Consider the following 20,827-nt stretch of genomic DNA (forward strand, 5'->3'; position numbering starts at 1 on the left):
CCGCACCCCGATCCAACAGCCGGCCCAGAAGAGCCCAGGCCTTCTCATCGAGGCGGGGCGATGGTCCCGGGATGGGTCGCGCTTCCAGGCCGCGTGGGCCCTCCTGGGCGAGGGTGGCAGCCCAGCGGCAGACACTGGCGCGGCTGACCCCCACATGCCGGGCAATGTCGGCTTGAGAGAGCTGTCCCTGGCGCAACAGCGTCGCGGCCACCAGGCGACGCTCCTCCATCTGCTCCGCCGTCAGATGCGTCGGGCGCCAAACGTTGCCTTCCATCGCGCACCTCCTCACGATGACGGACACCGCCCTATGTTACACCCGTGACGTGAAGATCAATAGGCGGTCAGAATGTCCCGGGTCATCACGCCCTTAAGTTCACGCACCCCATGGTCTCGAGCGATGAAGCGCACCGTCAGCTCCAACCAGTTGTCCGTCATGCGCCAGTATACGCGCGGCTCGAACTCGGACTCCTGCATGAAGTAGCGGCGTTGCAGTCCCTTCTTCTCAGCCGCCTTCATCTTTATCAACGATATGGTGTACCGCCGTGCCACCTCCAGCATAATCAACTTGTTGAAGACGCTTCGGGTCCCACTTGCGGCAGGCCCCACCCTTAAGGCCCTCAAAGTTAGTAGATCCTGGAATGTGATCCAGCTTGGGAAGGCAATCGATGCTCATCTCCTGACAAGCATTCTCTTCCGAAGGAAGAGTTGGGTAGTGGACTAGGAAGCCCACCTCCTCTTTACAATGCACTCGCGCTCGGAGCGAGTACGTCAACGATCCACAGGCACGATAGTATGTCCGCCATTGCTCGAGGTTCCCAAAGCCCCGTCGATCGCCCCGAGCAAGTCCTCGACCTCGGCGAGTTCGAGTTCCATCGTCACATGTGCATCATCACCGAACTCAATGCTCAACGTCACAGCTCCGTTGCTCGACCACGCGTGGGAACGTCTCGTGCTGTTGGTCATTAATACCCTTCCTTTCGACGGGCCAAAGTATGACCGTTCTACTCTGAGAGATGCTCCTCAATGGTTCAGGCGTCATCTGGCAGCCGCACGATCTCGGTCCGCGTCCGTACTGAGACGGGCGGTCAGCCGCGATATGGTGGACAGCCACCCCTCAATGGACGCATTTCCCTTTGAACGGCATCATCGAAGGAGCATCCAATGAGATGGCAAGCGAGAGCCATGCGCTGAGTGCTGCGCGAACTTAAGCGTATCGAAGAAGCCAATTGTAGCAACAAACCAGATGGTTGCGACCGTGGCAACCATCTATCCCGCATGATCGGTGTGCGCCGGCTGCAGGCGGTTCAGAGATTTGAGGTGCTATTTCTTGACGGGAGTTCCTGCTGCAGGCGGAAATTGGTGCGGGAATACGGGCGCTCAACGAGGCGAGTTAACCTGTCCTAGTTAGACGATAGGCAAGGGTGTGACCCGCAATCTGGAGCCGTCCTGTACCTGCATATTTTGAGTGTAGCTTTTTGGCAGCTCCGCCTCCCACGATCTGAAAGTTCCCAGCCCCAGCGTGAGCCGAGGGTCCGAACCTTCCTCGCGAAAGCCCGGCCGATATTGCTGCGGCGCCGAAAGGTCAACAGAAGTCGAGCGAAATACCTACTCTTCAATCATGATTGAGATCTACGAGCCAACCTTGCGATGCACCGTAGCGCACGATATCAGCGCGCGTTCGCAATCCCAGTTTCTCGGCCGCTCGGGCCTTGTACGTCTCAATTGTCTTGACGCTGATGTTGAGGCGCGCGGCAACTTCCTTGTTGCTGTAGCCCTGAGCAGTCAGCTTCAACACTTCAGTCTCTCGTTGGCTAAGCGCCTCTACGTCATCGGATGGTATCATCCCGCCCCTGCTTCCACGGACTGCATTAGATAGCGCTCGGTCCGCAACAGCAGGATCCAAGTAGACGCCTCCGGCTGCCACGGCTCGGATTGCACGTACGAGGTCTTCAGCGGCAGAGCGCTTCAAGAGATACCCCCTGGCTCCTGCCTGCAGCAGAGGCTGGACGTACGCTCGATCCTCGTGAACAGTCAGGGCCAGCAGTTTCACTTGAGGACAGGTTGATGCGACCCGCTTTGCCAGATCGATGCCGTTCAAGTCTGGCATCGAGATGTCAATTACTGCCACGTCGGGCAGTTGTTCGCATATCATCTGGAGAGCAGCGGCCCCATTCTTAGCCTCTCCGACGAGCTCAATTTCAGGAGCCTCTTGAAGGAGAGCCCTCACGCCAGCAAGTACGACGGGGTGATCGTCCGCAAGAGCGACTCGGATCTGGGTCATGGCCTCAGCTCGTAATGAGAAAGCGGGATTTGGATGAAGAGGGCTGTTCCCTCGCCAGGAGTCGACTCGATCTCCAGGGTGCCGTTGACCAACGTCAAGCGTTCTCTGGCGCCCGAGAGGCCTAAAGGCGGCCCGTTGATCCGGCTGCCTTCCGCGGACATTCCAGCCGGCTCATCAGGGTCAAATCCCACCCCGTCATCCTCAATAATTATCCGGAGCCTTTGCCCACGGCGCTCGACGACCACGCTTACATTGTTGGCCCTCGCGTGCTTCAGAATGTTAGTAAATGCTTCTTGAACTACTCGGTACACAACGGTCCCGATTTCGGGAGGCAACTGCTCGTCCACACCCACAAAGTGAGTGTCCACCTTAATGCCAAAGCGTTCACCCCAATCGGAAGTGAACGCGATAAGAGACTCTCGAAGGCCAAGATCGTCAAGAGCCGTCGGCCGAAGGTCCGCTGCCGCGCGATGAATATCACGCCCGATATCGGCCGTCAGCGATTGGAGCCAGCGTACATGCTCCTGGATGCTCGCCGCCTCAACCTTCTGCTCAAGGGCCTTCAAACCCAGCGACAGACCAGTGACTGTTTGCCCGACTTGATCGTGGAGTTCACGTGCGATGCGACGTTGCTCGTTCTCCTGCGCCTCAGCGAGACGTCGCAGAAGATCAAGACGTTCTGCCTGAGCTCTCTTTTCGGGCTCGATGTCGGCGATCACCCCATGGATGACTGACTGGTGCTCACCCGATGCATTGAGTGCCCGTCCGGTAATCCTAACCCAATGAAGGCTGCCATCCCGCCGTTCAACGCGGATCTCGCTGTTGAGCGTGGAGCCATCTCCGAGACAGCGTTTCGCAGCAGTTTGAATTGTGGCGCGATCATCTAAATGTATCGTTTCAAGGAAGCGCACTGTCGGCACGCTTTCTTCAGGGCCGGGAACCGGTCCTCTTGGCAAATCCAGCAGAACCCAGCACCTCTCCGAGCCAAAATACTCGGCGCGATCAAGCTCCCACCGCCAAGTGCCTAGTTCTGCGGCCTCAATGGCGACAGCGCCCCGTTCCTCGCTGAGGGCGAGTGCAAGATTGGTACGTTCCGCCTCGGTTTGCCTGCGTTGGGCGATATCCCGCGCCATGAGGGATGCAAGGACCAGCGCGAGCATAAAGCTCGCGATCCCTCCACCAGCCAAAAAGTACACCGATCTGGATACCGGGGTGTTCAGGACCTCGCTTGGCACACCAAGATGAACGGACCAACCACCAGTTTTCGGGAGGGTCCGGTAGAAGGTCTCCGCCTCGACACCCTCCAGCGTGGGCGCGACATAGAACCCTGCCGGAGCTCGCCGAATCGCCTCCCGCAGACCGGACGATGCCGGACGTCCAAGCTCTGTATCCTGAGCAAGCGTCCGGGCGATGAAGTTGCCGCGCGCGTCCACGACAGCGCCTACCCAATCGTTAGGAACGCCGGCGCTTTTAAGAATTTCGCTTATGGCGTTCGGAATGAACGATATAGTAATAACATAGATGAGCTGCCCCCCGCGAATGACGGGAGCGCGAATGGCAACAAGGCGCTTGCCCGAGATTGCCCCGACCGGACCGACGCCGCCCACGGCGGACTGGCGGGTTTGGAGGACTTCGTCGAAGCTTTCCCGGTCAGCCGTTGGGCCAAGCCTCACCCCGAGAGGCCGCAGGAGATTGACTAACTGGGTCCCGGAAGGATCCGCAAGCTCGACTGTCTCCCACAAAGGATGGGTCGCTTTCACGCGCTGGGCTTCCGTGTAAAAGCTTTGCAGGGATGGTGTGTCGAGAGACGCGGAGGAAGCAAGGGTCTCGACAACTTGGAGCTGCGCGTCCATTTCGGAGGCGATCCGCTCCGCCACCTTGTTAACCGTCTCCACCGCCCGCTGACGCGCCTGCTCACGCTGCTGGGTCGCAGTGATGTAGGCGACCCAGCTGCCGAACAGGAGGAGCGGAATGACGGCAGCAATGATAAGAGACAGGAGGGGCCGCCGGTTAAACCCGAGCGACAACCAGAGCCGGCGCCCCAGAGGATCTGATTCGTCCCCGTCCATTAAGCGCGATCCCGCACGGAGCTGATCGTTGCTGTGCATCATGCTGGCCTTGATCGGATATTGCATCCAGGGTGGGCAGCGCTGGCCTGGGTACACCAAAGCGCTTTCCTTTCTAAATGGTCTCTCATCTAGCCTACAATGTCACCTTTCTGCCCTACACGCCTGAAAGGGATTAGCGACGTCGCGGTCAGGGAAAACCTGACAGCCGTGCGGTATCACCCGACTGCCAATCCGGCCCGCCTTCCACGACATTATGGTCATGCACGGTTGCTTCGGAAGTGACCTGAGCTGAAGCCGACTTCAACCTGACCGTTAAGACGGGAGCCCGGAAATGTTCGTTCAGCCGCAAGATCTTAGCCTTAGCAGCCAAGGCCCACTCAGGCCCGCTGCCTCGCTCAAGTCCGTTCATGCACCACCTCCTCGGCTCGAAAAGGGGCCAGTGAGGAATGGATTGTTGAATACTCTGCTGGCTGAAGTCCTCGAGGAGTTGCAGCCTTATCTCGAACGAGTGGTTCTTAAGCGCCGCCAGGTGCTGCACGAACGTAATCTACCGATCACGCATGCTTATTTCATCGAACGAGGATTGGCCTCATTGTTGGCGCGATGCGGCGATCAGAGCACGTTGGAGGTCGGAACGCTCGGCCATATGGACTTTGTTGGAATACCCCTTGTTCTTGGAACCGCACGGACGCCATACAGATGCGTTGTACAGGTCCCAGGCGAGGCCCTGCGCATTACGGCAGAAGATCTTCGTCGAGTGCTGAGCGGCATTCCATCGTTGCACCAGCTCCTGTTGCGATACATTCAAGTAAGAACGGTGCAGAGCACCCAGCTCGTGGTCTGCAATACCCGGCACACCCTGAAGCAAAGGCTCGCTCGATGGCTGCTCTTCGCTCAGGATCGGACCCATGGCAACGAGCTGCCCTTAACCCATCAATTCCTCGGGCGTGCCCTCGGCGTCCGCCGGGCCGGCGTGACGACCGCAATGGGACGGATGGAGGAAACTGGCCTGCTTCATCGGGGACGCGGCCGGATCGTCATCTTGGACCGCGCTGGTCTCGAGTCCGAGGCTTGCGACTGCTACCGCACTCTTCGGGCAGAGCATGGGCGAATTGTATGTGACGAAATTGCTGCGCCGCCACTTGTCGCCTTTCGGCAGTAGCAGGTGCCCGTCAAGTCAAAAGCTTGCGCCAATCGCCTTCCCGATCCTATGTCGACGTGGCGAGGAGACGGGCGCAGGCCGGGCATAGCTTCCTGCAACACGCAAGGAAGCCCTGAGTACGTTGTCGTACGTAGAATATCGTTGGATGGCTGACAGGTGAAAACTGCCCGCCGCCAGACCCGTTCTTTCACTTCAGAGGAATGGGATACCAACCACCTGAGACATCATGGAGGTAACGATGCTTAGATTTGCCTGGGAAGGTTCCAAGACGAGCGCGGACGCCCTGCCGATACTCCTCACCGCGATAACTTTGTCGATAGCCACAATGACGTTAAATGAAGCGTGGGCTCAGACGACCGCACCAGCTCCCTCGCCGCAGCCGAACCAAGCTGCCCCTAACCAGCCAGCCGCTCCCAATCAGCAACAACCGGGCCCCCCCCAGCGCAGCCCGGAATCCGCGCAGTCGACCCGACCACCGTCCGACTGACATTCTACACTGTCCAGCCCGCCGACATGCTCGTCTCGAACCTCCTCGACGCAGACGTTTACAACCTGCAGAACGAGGAAATCGGAGAAGTTGAGGACATCATTGTCGATCAAGGGCGCATCATTCGAGCCGTCATCATCTCGGTTGGAGGTTTCCTAGGCCTGGGCGAACGCAATGTCGCGGCTGATCCCGGTTCTCTCGTCCTCATGCGTGAGGCTGGAGGTGACATCCGCGTCGTCGCCAACACGACACGCGAGGATCTCCAGAATGCACCCGAGTTTAAGTTCGAGGGGACTATGAGTCGATAAGCAGTGTCAGGCTCAATTCAGACAGCTGACTGTGCCTGCGCGTCACGGCCAAGTTTCCCTCCGAACAAAGGGTTGGCCAATCACAACAGTACCGCTGCGGTCCCTTCCCTGACGAGTGCCCCGATGGAAAAGCCGATCTTGGAACGAGGCGAAACGTGCTGGCGAATGGCAAAGGCGGGCCGGCTCGCCTTGATCATTGATGCGGCCTCCTATTTCGCGAGCTTGCGGAGAGCGATGATCCACGCCAAACGCTCGATTTACCTGATCGGATGGGACTTCGACACGCGTATCCGACTCGACCCGAGCGTCGCGGATGAATGGCCAGACAGGCTTGGCCCGTTGCTGAATGTTCTTGTAAAGGCGCGACCGGAGCTGGAGGTTCGCGTCCTCAAATGGGACGTCGGCGTTCTCCAAACTCTCGGACGTGGTGCGACACCTCTGTTTATCCTCGATTGGATGGCAAGCAGGCGGATCCACTTTCGTCTCGATCACGCTCACCCGGCTGATGCATGTCACCACCAGAAGCTCGCCGTGATCGACGATGTGCTGGCATTCTGCGGCGGCATCGATATCACGGTCGGCCGGTGGGACACTCGCGAGCATTGCGAACAGGACCCGCGCCGGACCAGCCCTTGGGGCTTCACTCAGCCCCCCTGGCACGACGCGACAGCTGCTGTCGACGGAGAGGCTGCATCGGCTCTTGGCGACTTGGCCCGCGACCGCTGGAAGCATGCAACCGGAGAGGATCTCGCTCCTCCTGGATTGGCCGACGCGATCTGGCCGGAGACCCTCTCTCCCACTCTCATGAATATTGAGGTTGGCATTGCCCGTACTCAGCCTGCCTATGATGGGCAACCCGAAGCGCGGGAGATCGAGGCTCTCTATCTCCGCGCAATCGGCAGTGCGCAGGAAGTCATCTATATTGAGAGCCAGTATCTCGCGTCTCACACGATCGGCGAGGCTTTGGCTACCCGTTTGCAACAGGATGGGGGGCCGGAGGTCATCATTGTCGCGCCTCTAACAGCTGAGGGATGGCTCGAAGAGGAGGTGATGGGAACGGCTCGTGCACTCATCGTTCGACGCCTACGCGGAGCAGACCGGGAAAGCCGGCTCCGCCTGCTCTACCCAGCGAACGCGAGTGGAACACCGATTTACGTGCATGCCAAAATCATGATCGTTGATGATCGCTTCCTGCGTGTTGGATCCTCTAACTTGAACAATCGCTCGATGGGACTCGACACTGAGTGTGACATTGCCGTGGAGGTCAGGCCGGGAGCGCGAGATGAGGAAGCCTCGCGAGCAGCGATCCGTACCGCCCGCAACGATCTCCTCGCGGAGCACTTTGGTGTTCCGATTGAGATCGTAAATGCTTTGCAAGATGAGGGGAGAGGCCCGATCCAAATCATCGACCTTCTGTCGAGGCCATACGGGAGATCGCTTCATCGGCTTCCACTCCTGCACCTTAACGCAGTGGAGGAGAAAATTGCGGCAAGCCATCTCCTGGATCCTGAGAAGCCGGAGACGCTCCAGCGCAAGCTGCGGCGATTGTTGGCGTGGGTCATGCCCAGAGCCCAGCTGAGAGGCAACTAGAAACGGCTTTGGGGCTCGCGCAACGTTTCCATGTTCTTGAAACCGGATCACACCTTCCGGCCTCACCCGCAGCGCAGTTCCTTACAGCGCTGCGCCTGTGAACTTGGTTGAATCAACGCGAAGCCCTGCCATCTGAGCCTGAGAGGCCGTCACGAACGGCAGGCCGTAGTAGCCGGCACCTGGATCCCACCGGCCGGTCGTGCCTGGGTAAGGGAATGCATAAGTGCCGCCGCCGGAAGCGACATCGCGAGCTATAAGCATGGCAATAAGTCGCCCAGACTTGTCGAACACGGCATCGGACACATAGCCGTAGCCATAGCCGGTTTGCAGCCGAGCATAGTCCCCAAGAACCTCCGTCAGCCGGAACTCCCGCGGGACAGTCGGAACTCCCTCCGTTCCGGGGAACAGACCATATTGCGGCTTCTCGCTGTTGTCTGCCAGCCCGGTCCTAATGCCATCCTGGCCAGGTGTGAGATCCACTTCGTCCCACTGAATGCGATAAACCGCGTCCGGAATGCCGAGGGCGCCGCCTCCTTCCATCACCATTGCCGCGAGACGACCATCCGCGTCAATAATAAGGTCGCGCACGGTGCCAACGCGATCTCCACCCTTGCGCATAACAGGCTGCCCGAGCAGCTCCTGCGCCCGCCAGCCCTTGTACAGCAGGTCAGGCGAGAGTTGGCTGACTTGTCCTTCGAGTCTGGGTTGGACAGCCGGGTTCTGCTGCTGCGCGAGCACGGGCGATGCAACGATCGCCGCTATGAGCAGTGGAAGTTGGATCCGCGAGAGCATCATATCCCGTCCTCCTCGCAAGCGCGATCAACCAGCATAGAACAGACCAAAAATGCCGAGGGCACAGCCCGAGTTCTCTGCTGTGTTCAGCAGCGTACCGAGACTCTGCATGGTGTGCGGTCCAAACGTCGGAAGTCACGAAACGTCTCCGTGGCTCCCCCGTTCATAGAAGTCGAGGAGGGGCATTACGGTGATTTGTGAAGCATACGTAACTGCCCTCATTCGGACCTGAAGCTGTGAGCCAGGCGAGGATTACCAACCATTCATCTTGCCGTAAGGACACCTTCACGCGCCTGCCCTCAAATTACTCTGCATCTGGGGCATGTCCCCGACGAGCTGATGGAGTACGCAGCAATGAGACACTCTCTTCTATTCTCTCCGAAGCCGCAGCACACGCGGCGGGCACCCAAAGCAAGATCCGCTCTCCTCGGCGCGGTCGCACTGGCTACTCTTGCCACTTCCGCAGGAGGCGTCGTGCTTCCTGCCTTCGCTCAGGCGCCACAGACGATTGTCGCCCCGCAGTCCACCCTGCCTTCCTTCGCCGACGTGGTCGACCGGGTGAAGCCCGCAGTCGTGTCGGTGCGCGCGAAATCAAAGGACGCTGAGGCGCAGGCCAGCACCGATCAAGGGAGCGGCCGCAACTTCAATCTTCCTGACTTCGGCCTGCCGGACGACCATCCCTTCCAGGAGTTCTTCAAACGCTTCCGCGGGGAGGGGGAGCAGAATGGAAATCCGCGCTTTGGTCGACCTGGTCCCCGCCAAGGCACCTCGCAAGGATCCGGTTTCTTCATTTCGGCCGATGGCTATCTCGTGACCAACAACCACGTAATCGACAAGAGCTCCGAGGTCGAGGTGCTCATGGATGACGGCCGCACCCTCCCGGCCAAGATCGTCGGCACTGATCCGAAAACCGATCTCGCCCTGCTCAAGGTGGAGCAAGGCGGGCCGTTCAGATACGTCGAACTCGCACCAGAAGTTCCACGCGTGGGCGACTGGGTCCTTGCTGTTGGCAATCCGTTCGGCCTTGGCGGTACTGTGACGGCCGGCATCGTCTCGGCCCGTGCCCGGGACATCGGGGCTGGTCCTTATGACGACTTCCTTCAGATCGACGCGCCGGTGAACCGCGGCAACTCCGGCGGGCCCACCTTCAACCAGAAGGGCCAGGTGGTGGGCGTAAACACTGCCATTGCCTCCCCGTCCGGCGGCAATGTTGGAATCGCGTTTGCGATCCCGTCCGAGACTGTTCGAAACGTCGTGACGCAACTCCGCGAGAAAGGTAACGTTGAGCGGGGCTACGTAGGAGTTCAGATCCAGCCTGTCACAAAGGATATTGCGGCCAGCCTCGGGCTCGACAAAAGCGAGGGAGCCATCGTCGCCCGCGTTGAGGACGGCGGACCTGCAGCCAAGGCTGGCATCAAGACTGGCGACGTGGTCATTTCGGTGAATGGCAAACCGGTTGAGGATGCACGGGACCTGTCACGGACGATTGCATCGCTGAATGCCGGCGCGACCGCCACTCTGCAGATCTGGCGTGACGGCAAGAGGCAGGAAATCCCTGTCACGATCGCCAAGATGTCCGGCACCTCTACGGCTGCGGCAGACGCGAAACAAGGCACTGAAATAGGCAATCTTGGGCTGAACCTCGCCACAGCGGGGAACAACAAGACGGGTGTTGCCGTCGTCGGCGTGGAGCCTGGAAGTCCAGCAGCCGAAAAGGGCTTCAGCACCGGCGACGTGATCAAAGAAGTCGCGGGCCAGGCGGTACAAACGCCAGCCGACGTGAAGGCTGCACTGGAGGCAAGCCGCAAGGATGGCAAGAAAAGCGTGCTGTTCCTCGTCGAGGCAAGCGGAGGTACCCGCTTCGTCGCGTTGCAAGTCCCTGCTGCCTAGCATCCACGAAGTGGCTCACTGCGGGCCCGACCGCGGTGAGCCAAATCCGTATTCCGCTGATCCCGTGTAGCCTCCAAAGTTGCTTCTCTGCCCGGGAAGGTTAAGGATACAGATGACAAGGACACTCGGCTTCGGTCAAGCACCGTGCAAAACGTGTAAGAGAGGCTATTAGGCCTGTGCGATATGAGGCGCCAGTTCCCCAATGGCAATGGCGCCTCTTACATACTCCTAGCGGTCGCGTTGGATCACGCCGCACGCAATCCGGTCCCCGGCCGCTCCTGACGGCTGGCCGCGGTAATCGTCGGCGATGGTATGGATCACGAGCGCGGACTCATCTTGATCGAACAAAGGTGCCTTGCCATTGAAGCTTACGTTCGGGTTGAAAACCTCAGATAGGAGCTTGCCACCATCTTCCACGGTTTGGTTCGGCATGTCGCCGGCGTGCGGCCCTCCAGGTTGCCAGTAGCCGTGCTGTGATTACGTCGGATTGTAGTTTCCGCCGGCGGACTCGAAGCCGCCTTGCAAATCGCAGCGCCCCACCTCGTGAATGTGGAATCCGTGAAGGTCAGGTGGAAGATTCGCAGCCTCTGCCCTGACCAGTACGCCGTTAGGCGCTTCGATCAACGTCGCCGCCCCAATAGCTTGACCTTTCTGGTCCATGAGGACGGCTCCTGCACTCAGCGGCGTGGACGTTGGCTGCTGAGCCAAAACAGGGTGGCACCTAGGATAAAGCTTACATAAACAAGATTTTTCCATGATCGCCATAGCTAGTGAGTCGGATCGCTTTGGTCATAATCGTCGAAAGCGACGTCGGCCGGATGGCGCTCCTCTTTGCCTCCTGGTAGCCGGAGCACAAAGTTACCGATCCAAGCGTTACACGGTGGGTGTAGTCTACGGATTTGTCGCTTCGTGAAGCGCCTGGACGCAAAACTGGCAGCACTCGACGGCTGTTCCGGGCAGCAACCTGCCTCAGTCATCTAGTCAGTAGGCTGACGGACCTACGGCGGGCAGCTGCGAAACTTGCCGAAGGTTCCATCAGGAGGATTGGCGCGCTGGCTTGCGGTACGACTCCAGTATTACCAGAAGCTGGGCGGCAAGAACTAGACAGGCGAAGAGGTAGATAAAGCTCGCCGGCACCCACATGATCAAGCCAGCGAGTTGCTGGTCAGCGAGGGGATAAAGCCCCCAAAGTTCCGGTCCCCGCTGATACCAAGGATAAAGCAGTGTAGGTGAGAAGGTGATGAGGGCACCAAGGAACCCGCTTTGAACAAGCGTCAGAAAACCCGCTGCAATACCGGAAGGCACAGTAGCGGTGCCCCGCGAGCTGACAGCGAGGCTCTGCCAGAACAGCATTGCGGTTACGAAAAAGGCGATATGCTCGAACGCATGAATGGCTTCATTCCGCAGTGCAGCCTCGAAGGACGCTGGAGCATGCCACAGCCACAGTGCGGCACCATGAAGGGCACAGGTGGGGAGAGGACGGATAAGGAATGCTGCCCGCCGGCCCATCGTACGAGCGCCAGAACTTCGTCCCAGGGCCCGCCGCGTTAACTTGGGTAGGATCCATGGCAGGGCCACTCCGGGCAAGCCGGCCAGCAGGAGAGGGGGCGCTACCCCGATGAGCAGGACGTGCTGGACCATGTGCGCCGTCAGCAAGGTGCCGCTCAGGGAATCTAGAGGTGACGCCAAGGCTACAAGGAGGACCACCCCTCCACCGGCATAGCACGCCACACGGACAGTGGAGATGCCGCGACCTAGACCGGCATTGCTCCAGAGATTTTTGACTCCAAACCCATAGAGCACAAAGGCCAGCGGCAATGAGACCAAGATCCACGGCTCCGCCGACCAGTGGTGCCATACGTTGCTAGGGTCTATAGGCTGCGCGCGTTCATGCGCGAAGGCAGGAAGGGAGAGAAAGATCATCAGGACAGCTGATACGATCGGCCTCGTCATGGTGGGTTCATCCGCAAGGTGGGACCATGAAAACGGGCAGACCGTTCCAGGTGATGGCAACGAAGGAGAGAGCAGCGATTGTCATTGTGGTGTACCGCATGAAGTCGTCGGCGGGGCTCCGGTCCTGCGACCCACGGGCTGGTCCCCGCCTCCAGAGCGCGAGAAGAAGAACGACAAGCACGCCAGCGAGCGCGACGACCGTGGTCCCGACAATCACCAGTGGAACGATGCCAAATCCCAAGTAGCTTTCGCCGGCAAAGTGCCGGGCACAAGCCAGGGCATTGAACGCGTAGACGAGACCGAAATGGGCTCCCCAGATAAGGAGCCCCCCGATCATGAATAGCGATTTTCGGATAAAGTCGGTGTCGCCCATTGGTCTTACCCCAGGAATCGTGGGAAGGCGTGGATGATCAGGAGGGCAACGAGGCCCTGCGCGACACCGTAGTGCCAGAACAGCTGCGTGTTGTCGAAGGTTGACCGGCGCACCCGGTTCAACCGGCCGGCCAGCGAGCGGACAACGGTGTAAAGCCCCATGAGCGCCAAGACCGCAACGACGAAACCTTGATAGGAAGCCAGACTGTAGACGACTGCACCATAGCCCGACTCGGAGGGGTGCAGCCCCGTCTCAAGCTGTCCGAAAACCTCGAGCACAACGCTCCCGATGAGCAAGGGTACAGCTAAGCAGAGGGCGATACGGGTCGGCCAAGCGCTCCGCTCGGGCACCTGCGAGAGCCTCCTTCCTGCAAACCAGATGAGAAGGCTGCTTGCTACAAGAAGCGCCGCCGCACCGACCGGCCACCAAATGGGAGGCAACGCGGCTGCCGACGTCGGCCAGATGTGCGGGTTGACGGTCCAGAGGAAGAGATAGGAAAATACAATACAGCTGAATACCATCCCCGTCACGATCATCAGGATGATCATCGCCCACCAGGAATGATTCATCGACCCCGTGACATAGGTCGGCAGTCTCAGTCCGCCCCCAATATTGATGTCCCCGCTTTCAGCAGGACCTGGATCGGTGTCCCACAACCACCAAATGACGCAGACGACGGCAAGAACCCCGCAGATGAAGGCAGGAACGTAGAGCTTGATCGTCAGACCGATGAAGAACGAGGCGGTAAAAAAGGCCGCGAAGACCGTGCGCCAGCTCGGTCCCGGGATCTGCAGCACATATTGCGCTGTCGCCTCAATGGGGCTGGTGACGATGGTTTCGCGCCCGCGCGTCGGTGCACCCGGCAGGTAATACCGGCCGGCTTCAACATCGTCAGCCAAGTTAGGCTGATCCCACAATGGTTCGCGACTGGTGATGATGGGAATAGAGCGTGTCTGATAGTTGCCACTCGGGAGCCATTCCAACGTACCGGCGTTCCAGACGTTACCCAGATCGCCTTTGTAGGGGCGGAAGTTCTTCGCCAGGTCGATGAGGAACACCAGCACGCCTGCGGCGATCATGTAGGCGCCAAGCGTCGAGATCAGGTTGAACGTGCCCCACCCCATCTCCGCGAGATAGGTATAGGTGCGTCTAGGCATACCCATGAGGCCAGTGATGTGCATGGTGAAGAAGGTCACGTTCACGCCGACGAAGATGAGCCAGAACGCCCATTTGCCGAGGGTCTCCGACAGGGGACGCTGAGAGGCGGTCGGTGCCCAGTAATAGAAGGCGGCGAACATGGGAAACACCATGCCGCCGATCAGGACATAGTGGAAATGGGCGACGATGAAATAGGTATCATGAGCCTGCCAGTCGAACGGCACCATCGCGACCATAACGCCCGTCAATCCGCCGAGGACGAAGATGAACAGGAACCCGAGGATGAAGTAGGTCGGCGTCTTGTTCTGCAGCTTGCCGGACGCAATCGTCGCGATCCAAGCGAAGACCTGGATGCCAGTCGGTATCGAAACCGCCATGCTAGCAGCCGAGAAGAAGCTCAAGGAGAGCTGCGGCAGCCCAGTCGTGAACATGTGGTGGACCCAGAGGCCGAAGCTGAGGAACCCTGTGCCGATCACTGCAAGCACGACCAGGCGGTAACCGGCGAGCGGCGTCTGCGCCATGGCGGGTACGATCATGGAAACCATGCCGGCGGCAGGGAGGAAAATAATATAGACCTCCGGATGACCGAAGAACCAGAACAGGTGCTGCCATAGCAGAGGATCGCCGCCCTTCTCGGCGATAAAGAAAGGCCAGTGGAAGGCGCGCTCGAGCTCCAGAAGCAACGTTGCCGCTATGATTGCCGGAAACGCGATGATCACCATCAGGGCGAAGACGAGCATCGCCCATGAATAGACCGGCAGCTTGTCGAGGCTTTGGCCCGGAGCTCGGGTCTTCAAGACGCCGACGATGATCTCGATCGCACCTGCAATAGCCGATATCTCGATGAAGCCGATACCAAGGAGCCAGAAGTCGGCGTTGACGCCTGGCGAGTAGATGTAGCTCGTGAGCGGCGGGTACATGAACCAGCCGCCATTCGGCGCGAGGCCGAAGAACAGGCTCGTGAAAAACGCGAGCCCGCCGAAGAAATAGGCCCAGAAGGCATAGGCCGAGAGCCGCGGGAACGGGAGGTCGCGGGCGGCCAGCATATTAGGGAGGAGAAAGACACTTAAAGCTTCCACCATCGGCACGGCGAAAAGAAACATCATGATCGTGCCGTGCATGGTGAAAAGCTGGTTGTACAGCTCGTGTCCGACGAGCCTGAGCTCCGGCTGCGCCAGCTGGGTCCGCATGATCAGGGCAAGGATGCCTGCCAAAACAAAGAACAGGAACGCCGTGCCCACATACCAGACACCGACATAGTTATTGTTCACTGCGGAGATGAAGTGGATGCCCTTGGGCTGCTCCCAAGCCCGCTTGAGCTCCTCAAGTTCGCCTTCCGGGCGAGGAGCAGGATTGGGAAGCCGGACCGGCTGGCTTTCCTGCCCGACGCGGGTGTCCGCAATTCCGCCTTGGAAGGTTGCATCGCTCACTTGAGGCTCTCCAGATAGGCCGCGATGGCACGCAGCTCCTCGCCTTGCAGATTGCCGAAAGAAGGCATGAGGTTGCCCGGCTTCAGGTGCTGGGACGATGAGACCCAACCAGCGAGTGTCCCGACATTGGTGGGATATGTCCCGGCAGCAATTGAGCGGCGCCCGCCCACATACGTCAAATCAGGTCCGATCATTCCGTCGGCCGACGTGCCCCGGATGGTATGGCAGGCACCGCAGCCATTTTCCAGGAATAGTGCCTTGCCCCGTACGAGGAACGGAATGACAGGCTCGGCGGGAGGGGTCGCCTCCCGTGCGTACCAGGCCTCGAACTCGTCCGGCGGTAGCGCAATCACGTAGAAGGCCATCAAAGCGTGTTGCGCACCGCAATACTCGGCGCACTGTCCCCGATAGATCCCAGGCCGCTCAGCGGAAAAGCGGGTGACGTTCACCCGCCCAGGGATCATGTCGAGCTTGCCCGCAAGGCTGGGTACCCAAAAGGAGTGGATTACATCCTGGGTCTTGAGGACAAACTCGATGGGCCGGCCCGTCGGCACCTTGATCTCATTTGCGCTGACGAGACGAACCGCTCCCCCGGCGTCCACATAATGAACGCGCCACCACCAGCGCTCACCAATTACCTCCACGCGCAGAACCGGAGGCTCGCCAGTCACGAGCGCTCTGGAAATGGATAGCCCCCAGGTGAGCAAAGCAGTCAATGTGACGACTGGAAAGATAATGCCGAGGCCAATGATAAACTTTCGCCCCGTCATCCAGCCTCGCATCCTGGTCGGGGCAAGGATGGCAAGTGCGGCCAGCGCCATGACCAACAGGAAAATCAAGACCGCGCCGATGATCATCACCCAGCTTAAGGTTTCGATAACCGCCGCGTGAGGCCCAGATGTCACCATGGTGGATTGGATCCACATCAGCGCTCTGTCCACAAAATCGACAGGCTGGGCCGAGGCTCCGGTCGTGCCGAGAGCGCCAGTGAACAGGTATGAGAGGAAGGCGGTTAGGACTCGATGGTGTCTCATCTCCGTCACCGCAACGTATAGAGATAGGCTGCCACGTGGCGGGCTTCTTGATCGGATAGGCCGAGATCCGGCATTCCCGTGTGCGGGGCAATGGACGGCGCGTCCTGCACCCATTGCACAAGCAAAGTCGGCTCGTTGGGAACGACGCCGCCGATGAATTGGCGCCTGCCGAAATCTGTCAGCGGTGGTCCTACGATCCCATGTGCGCCTTGGACGCCAGGAATGACGTGACAGACACCACATTCATAAGCTGCGATGATGCGGCGTCCTCTCTCGGGTTCGCCGCCAGCTACACGCGTGATCCTCAACTCATCGAGTGGCTGGCTGGCCTTCTGAGGGGAACCGTCGTCATTGCAGCCGGCGAGCATCACGAGAAGCGCTGCCGTCACTATTCTGCGCGTTTCATCTGGGCCGTTCCGCTGCAATAGGAGCATCCGTCCACTCCTATGGCTGGCTTCGGGTGGGGGCCCCGGTCGTGGTCGTGGTGCCACGTGGCCTTTCATCAACAGGAGGCGAGAGATAGGGCGGCAAAGAGTTGGGAGGGAGCGGACGTCGCGGGAGGCCTAGAGGCGGTTCCATTGTTGGAGCCGGAGGCCCGGCGGGCTCCGTGCCTGGAACCACGACGGAGCCACGGCCCGGTTCGGGCCTCTGCACAGCACCAACATCAGTCGGATTCTGGCCGGGGGAGTGCGTGGGCTGCACTGCCGGAGATCGTCCCCCTCCGGGAGCATAGCGGGCGTCCTGAGGGATCACGTCCTTCGGTCGTACGGAGGCATAGTAGAGTGAAACCGCTCGAATCTGCTCCTCCGTCATGGCCTTGGCGATCAGCTCCATGATGTTCATGGGGTCTCCGTCCCGCCGCCCTTGCTTCCAGAGCATCAGTTGATGCTGCAGATAGGGAGCGAACTGGCCACCCAAATACGGATAGATGGGGGCCTGGCCGACGCCGTTCGGACCATGGCATCCATCGCAGGCGGGCACACCCTGGGAGGGCATGCCAATGGCCGCAATGGCGCCGCCGATCTGCCGGACTTGGACGTCCGCACGCGGCTCCGCCGGGTATGGAGCGTCCTTTATGCTGGCGTAATAGGCCGCGACATCTTCCATCTGCTGTGGCGTAAGCGTCCGGGCGATCGGCGCCATGATGTAGCTCGGGCGAAGGCCTGATGCATAATCCCGCAAAGATTTATAGAGGTACCAGCCAGCTTGGTCAGTCAGGCGCGGGAAAGCTCCGCTCGAGTTGCCTGCTCCGTCGACTCCGTGGCATTGGACACACCCAATTCTCTGCTCCGCAAACATGCCTCCGATGGTGATGAACCTGCCGCGATTCGGATCGGCTTCGTGGTTGGGCTCGCGCTGATCGCTCAGGCCGAGCGGGGATTGTGAGAGCGCGGCGGAGGTGATGACGATGGCCGCGGTCGCGGCCGCACCGATTTGGACAGCGCGGATCATGGCTGCACCAGAGGGCCAGGGTTTTTCAGGTACTGCTTGATCATGGCATCCGCCGCCCAGTAGGCGAGGGCGCCGACAGTGTCCGTGGGGTTGTAGCCCGCGTTCTGTGGAAAGACGGACGAACCCATGACCCACAGGTTATGCAAATCCCAAGACTGCAAGTAGCGGTTCACGACGCTCGTCTTCGGATCGGTGCCCATGATGGCGCCGCCTGTGTTGTGCGTCGTCTGGTAGGGGACGATACTATAATGATCGTCAAGCCAGCCTACACTCATCTGTTTACCGCCCATCGCCTGAGCGATACCGGCCATTTTCTCGGTAACGTAACGGGCCATGAGACGGTCATTATAAGGGAAGTCATAGGTGAGCATCCCGAGCGGCTGACCGAACGCATCCGTATAAGTCGGATCAACGCCTAGGTAGTTGTTCGGATGAGGGCTCGAGGATCCATGGAACCCGAGGCCCACCGTGCTGTTGTAGTGCCGCCGAACTGCCTGCTTCCACCCAAGCCCCCAGCGGGGCGTTCCTTCGGGCACCGGATGGTGGTATATGGGTCGGCCTGTCGTCTGATAGGCCGCAATGTAACCCCCGCCGATGAAGCCCAAGCCGGAATGATCGAAGCTTCCATTGTTGAAGTCGTCAATGGCGGTTCCGAGGGCTCCAGCGGCCATGAAGGGGTTGATGCGCTTTTCACCGTCATAGAAAACCTCGGCGCCGGTCATGGTTTGGTAAGTGTAGTTGCGTCCGACGGTTCCGGTCCGGGTCGCCGGGTCGTATGGCTGACCAATTCGTGACTGCAGCATCAGGATGGGATTGTGGTGCGCAAAGGCGCAAAGCACGACCATGCTTGCCGGCTGGAAGACCTCCTGACCCTGTGCGTCCACATAGGTCACCCCGGTGGCAACCTTCGCTTGCCTGTCCCATTCCACTCGAAGGACATAGGAGTGCGTGCGCATCTCAAAATTCTTGTTGGCCATAGCAAAAGGCAGGATGCACACCTGAGGGCTTGCCTTCGCGAAGTGTTCACAGCCGAAAGGGTCGCAAAAGCCACAGTACATGCACGGCTTGATTTCCGCCCCGAAAGGGTTTGTGTAATGCCGCGTCACGTTCGCCGATGGTACGGGGAATGGACGGTATCCAAGTTGTGCTGCGGCTTGCCCGAAGAGAAAGCCGGAATGGGACTGTTTCATCGGCGGATTAGGATACGGCTCGCTGCGCGGCCCCTCGAAGGGGTTGCCGCCGACCTGAATCTGCCCCTTGATGTTGCCTGGCGCTCCGCTGATCCCCATCACCTTCTCGAAGAACGTATAGTAAGGTTCAAGCTCTTCGTACGTGATGCCCCAATCCTGGATGGTGACATCCTCATCTAGGAAACCTCGCCCGTAGCGCTGTTCCACCCAGCTTTTCAGGACGAACCACTCTGGCTGAAACCGCCAAGTCTGGCCGTTCCAGTGCGTCGCTCCGCCCCCGACACCTTCTCCCGGCAGGAATGATCCAAGCTGGCGCATCGGCAGAGCCTGCTGGCCGACGAAGTTGCGGAAGGTGATGGTCTGGACGCTGACGTCCTGGGCATAGGCGTGACGTATATCGTACTTCAGTTCGTCATGCATTGTAGGCGATTGAAAATCCGGCACTGTCTGGCGCATTCCACCGCGTTCGAGCGCAACGACTGTCTGGCCGGCCTCAGCAAGCTCCTTACCCAGGATAGCGGCTGTCAGGCCACCTCCGACGAGCGCTACGTCCACAGGTTTCATGCGTACCGCCATGGTGTGCTCCTATCACCTCTGAGCGCCATGCGTGTGGCCGTCGAGGTAAGCCTCTCGGGCTCCAGCCTCACCGATGCTGATTGGCGGGCGCGTGTATGGAAGATTGTAGAGCTCGACTAAGTCGATGAACTGCGCGTAGGCGCCAGGAAATCCAACCATCCGCCAGCCCACCATATCGCGGTTTCCACCATAAACGGGATCACCGAAGAAGCCCTCGATGGCGTTGGCGAGCAGAGTCTCGAAGAACACGGGTGCTGCGAGAGAAGGAAGCTCAATGGCGCCGCTTTCAAGCGCGGAAAGCACCTCGTCCATCACGGGCGCACCGAGATCCCAGAACTCGCGTCTGCCATAATTGGCAGTGACATGGGCGCGAGTTTCCGCGATCCCTATCCTGTAGAGTTGGGCTGGAGTGTAGCGCAGCTGGTAGCCTTGCTGGGGAGGTGCGTCAGGGACCCACGGACCTTTCAGGTACATCCGCGCTCCGGCACCATACGCGGCAGCGAGCTGGCGATCGATGAAGTTGAGAACGCCCGCCCAAGCGGCTCCCGGCCATTCGGGATCCGCGGGGATGAGGCGTTCGACAGCAGCCTCGACGAACCTAGCTTCTTCGTCGTTGAAGAAGAAGAGCATACCGCGTTCGGCCGGCAAGTCTGCCCGCGGCGATGAAGAGGACGGAGCATTCTGTCTGCCAACCTGCGCGACCTGAACAGGATGCTCCTCGGCGGACGCATGATCCGGGACGGTAACGGCCACTCCGGCAGCCCCGGCGACTTTAAGGAGATCACGGCGTGAGAATTTCTCAGTCACTGTCTTTTTCCCTTCGTTCAGTCTTCGAGTGAGACCCAAAGACATGTCTGGTAAACGGCGGGTGTGCTTCGGTATGGCTCACACAGCTCGGGTCGCGGCAGAGGGGGCACCCTGATCTGTCCCGGCGCACTCTCCGTGACATCCTTTGGACCGCTGTAGCCTGTCGTTGATCCGCTGGTCGTTCCTGCGCCCACCTGAGCCGTCTGAGCCTTGCTGACACTTCCCTGAACAGGCGACGAACTGCCTTGTTCGGAGCGGTCACTGCTCCTATTCGA

18 protein-coding genes and 1 pseudogene are annotated in these 20,827 nt (G+C 59.7%); 4 read left to right on the forward strand and 15 right to left on the reverse strand.

Translation table 11 applies throughout. The features are described 5' to 3' along the window. The 5 genes from ILT44_RS23985 to ILT44_RS24005 all read right to left on the reverse strand — a co-directional run. The coding region (locus tag ILT44_RS23985; protein WP_204242133.1) for a helix-turn-helix domain-containing protein at positions 1 to 274 on the reverse strand (274 nt) is incomplete at its 3' end. A 56-nt stretch (positions 275 to 330) separates the two neighbouring features. After that, complete coding sequence (locus tag ILT44_RS23990) at positions 331 to 516, reverse strand: hypothetical protein (RefSeq protein WP_204242134.1); 186 nt, start codon at positions 514 to 516, stop codon at positions 331 to 333. Between the two features lie 252 nt (positions 517 to 768). After that, positions 769 to 909 carry a hypothetical protein gene (locus ILT44_RS23995; protein WP_201863873.1) on the reverse strand — a complete coding sequence of 47 codons (141 nt, stop codon included), beginning with the start codon at positions 907 to 909 and terminating at the stop codon, positions 769 to 771. A gap of 703 nt (positions 910 to 1,612) precedes the next feature. After that, positions 1,613 to 2,281 carry a response regulator transcription factor gene (locus ILT44_RS24000; RefSeq protein ID WP_201863871.1) on the reverse strand — a complete coding sequence of 223 codons (669 nt, stop codon included), beginning with the start codon at positions 2,279 to 2,281 and terminating at the stop codon, positions 1,613 to 1,615. Further along, positions 2,278 to 4,158: an ATP-binding protein gene (locus ILT44_RS24005; protein ID WP_204242135.1), complete on the reverse strand. Its 1,881-nt coding sequence runs from the start codon at positions 4,156 to 4,158 to the stop codon at positions 2,278 to 2,280. The genes ILT44_RS24000 and ILT44_RS24005 overlap by 4 nt, the downstream gene beginning before the upstream one ends. 523 nt (positions 4,159 to 4,681) lie before the next feature. Between ILT44_RS24005 and ILT44_RS31975 the strand changes: the two genes are divergently transcribed. The 3 genes from ILT44_RS31975 (at position 4,682) to ILT44_RS24020 (ending at position 7,897) form a co-directional block, all read left to right on the forward strand. Further along, entirely contained in the window at positions 4,682 to 5,512 is an 831-nt protein-coding gene (locus tag ILT44_RS31975; RefSeq protein WP_372441242.1) for a Crp/Fnr family transcriptional regulator, read from the forward strand. 513 nt (positions 5,513 to 6,025) lie between these two features. Further along, entirely contained in the window at positions 6,026 to 6,307 is a 282-nt protein-coding gene (locus ILT44_RS24015) for a PRC-barrel domain-containing protein (protein ID WP_204242137.1), read from the forward strand. Positions 6,308 to 6,472: 165 nt separating this feature from the next. After that, positions 6,473 to 7,897, forward strand: coding sequence for a phospholipase D-like domain-containing protein (locus ILT44_RS24020; protein ID WP_204242138.1), 1,425 nt, complete (start codon positions 6,473 to 6,475; stop codon positions 7,895 to 7,897). 81 nt (positions 7,898 to 7,978) lie between these two features. Here the strand turns inward: ILT44_RS24020 and ILT44_RS24025 are convergent, their stop codons facing one another. Next, positions 7,979 to 8,692: a PRC-barrel domain-containing protein gene (locus tag ILT44_RS24025; protein WP_204242139.1), complete on the reverse strand. Its 714-nt coding sequence runs from the start codon at positions 8,690 to 8,692 to the stop codon at positions 7,979 to 7,981. 351 nt (positions 8,693 to 9,043) lie between these two features. Between ILT44_RS24025 and ILT44_RS24030 the strand changes: the two genes are divergently transcribed. Continuing rightward, positions 9,044 to 10,579 carry a Do family serine endopeptidase gene (locus ILT44_RS24030; protein WP_239468497.1) on the forward strand — a complete coding sequence of 512 codons (1,536 nt, stop codon included), beginning with the start codon at positions 9,044 to 9,046 and terminating at the stop codon, positions 10,577 to 10,579. A 228-nt stretch (positions 10,580 to 10,807) separates the two neighbouring features. On the opposite strand, the pseudogene ILT44_RS31140 reads toward ILT44_RS24030, so the two are convergent. The 9 genes and pseudogenes from ILT44_RS31140 to ILT44_RS24080 all read right to left on the reverse strand — a co-directional run bounded on the left by ILT44_RS31140 (position 10,808) and on the right by ILT44_RS24080 (position 20,552). Then, positions 10,808 to 11,344, reverse strand: a pseudogene (locus ILT44_RS31140) (superoxide dismutase family protein). Between the two features lie 270 nt (positions 11,345 to 11,614). After that, positions 11,615 to 12,532, reverse strand: coding sequence for a cytochrome c oxidase assembly protein (locus ILT44_RS24045; protein WP_204242142.1), 918 nt, complete (start codon positions 12,530 to 12,532; stop codon positions 11,615 to 11,617). A 7-nt stretch (positions 12,533 to 12,539) separates the two neighbouring features. Further along, positions 12,540 to 12,869, reverse strand: coding sequence for a hypothetical protein (locus tag ILT44_RS24050; protein ID WP_204242143.1), 330 nt, complete (start codon positions 12,867 to 12,869; stop codon positions 12,540 to 12,542). A gap of 41 nt (positions 12,870 to 12,910) precedes the next feature. After that, complete coding sequence (gene ctaD / locus ILT44_RS24055; RefSeq protein WP_307826650.1) at positions 12,911 to 15,466, reverse strand: cytochrome c oxidase subunit I; 2,556 nt, start codon at positions 15,464 to 15,466, stop codon at positions 12,911 to 12,913. Positions 15,467 to 15,489: 23 nt separating this feature from the next. After that, entirely contained in the window at positions 15,490 to 16,419 is a 930-nt protein-coding gene (coxB, locus tag ILT44_RS24060; protein WP_255549856.1) for a cytochrome c oxidase subunit II, read from the reverse strand. Between the two features lie 113 nt (positions 16,420 to 16,532). After that, entirely contained in the window at positions 16,533 to 16,961 is a 429-nt protein-coding gene (locus tag ILT44_RS24065) for a c-type cytochrome (protein ID WP_204242146.1), read from the reverse strand. Positions 16,962 to 16,971: 10 nt separating this feature from the next. Continuing rightward, entirely contained in the window at positions 16,972 to 17,979 is a 1,008-nt protein-coding gene (locus ILT44_RS24070; RefSeq protein ID WP_204242147.1) for a c-type cytochrome, read from the reverse strand. Further along, positions 17,976 to 19,745 (reverse strand): GMC family oxidoreductase, encoded by a 1,770-nt coding sequence (locus ILT44_RS24075; protein ID WP_204242148.1) that lies wholly within the window; start codon positions 19,743 to 19,745, stop codon positions 17,976 to 17,978. The genes ILT44_RS24070 and ILT44_RS24075 overlap by 4 nt, the downstream gene beginning before the upstream one ends. Before the next feature lie 12 nt (positions 19,746 to 19,757). Beyond that, positions 19,758 to 20,552 (reverse strand): gluconate 2-dehydrogenase subunit 3 family protein, encoded by a 795-nt coding sequence (locus ILT44_RS24080; protein ID WP_204242149.1) that lies wholly within the window; start codon positions 20,550 to 20,552, stop codon positions 19,758 to 19,760. Positions 20,553 to 20,827 lie beyond the last annotated feature (275 nt).

The organism is Microvirga arvi (assembly GCF_016892765.1).
In the GTDB taxonomy this organism is placed as follows: Bacteria; Pseudomonadota; Alphaproteobacteria; order Rhizobiales; family Beijerinckiaceae; genus Microvirga; species Microvirga arvi.

Bases quoted from the DNA above. Each gene is read 5' to 3' on its own strand.
- ILT44_RS23990 (WP_204242134.1), bottom strand. From the start codon at position 516: ATGAAGGCGGCTGAGAAGAAGGGACTGCAACGCCGCTACTTCATGCAG.
- ILT44_RS24000 (WP_201863871.1), bottom strand. From the start codon at position 2,281: ATGACCCAGATCCGAGTCGCTCTTGCGGACGATCACCCCGTCGTACTT.
- ILT44_RS31975 (WP_372441242.1), top strand. From the start codon at position 4,682: ATGTTCGTTCAGCCGCAAGATCTTAGCCTTAGCAGCCAAGGCCCACTC.
- ILT44_RS24015 (WP_204242137.1), top strand. From the start codon at position 6,026: ATGCTCGTCTCGAACCTCCTCGACGCAGACGTTTACAACCTGCAGAAC.
- ILT44_RS24020 (WP_204242138.1), top strand. From the start codon at position 6,473: ATGGCAAAGGCGGGCCGGCTCGCCTTGATCATTGATGCGGCCTCCTAT.
- ILT44_RS24025 (WP_204242139.1), bottom strand. From the start codon at position 8,692: ATGATGCTCTCGCGGATCCAACTTCCACTGCTCATAGCGGCGATCGTT.
- ILT44_RS24030 (WP_239468497.1), top strand. From the start codon at position 9,044: ATGAGACACTCTCTTCTATTCTCTCCGAAGCCGCAGCACACGCGGCGG.
- ILT44_RS24045 (WP_204242142.1), bottom strand. From the start codon at position 12,532: ATGACGAGGCCGATCGTATCAGCTGTCCTGATGATCTTTCTCTCCCTT.
- ILT44_RS24050 (WP_204242143.1), bottom strand. From the start codon at position 12,869: ATGATCGGGGGGCTCCTTATCTGGGGAGCCCATTTCGGTCTCGTCTAC.
- coxB (WP_255549856.1), bottom strand. From the start codon at position 16,419: ATGTGGATCCAATCCACCATGGTGACATCTGGGCCTCACGCGGCGGTT.
- ILT44_RS24065 (WP_204242146.1), bottom strand. From the start codon at position 16,961: ATGCTCCTATTGCAGCGGAACGGCCCAGATGAAACGCGCAGAATAGTG.
- ILT44_RS24070 (WP_204242147.1), bottom strand. From the start codon at position 17,979: ATGATCCGCGCTGTCCAAATCGGTGCGGCCGCGACCGCGGCCATCGTC.
- ILT44_RS24075 (WP_204242148.1), bottom strand. From the start codon at position 19,745: ATGGCGGTACGCATGAAACCTGTGGACGTAGCGCTCGTCGGAGGTGGC.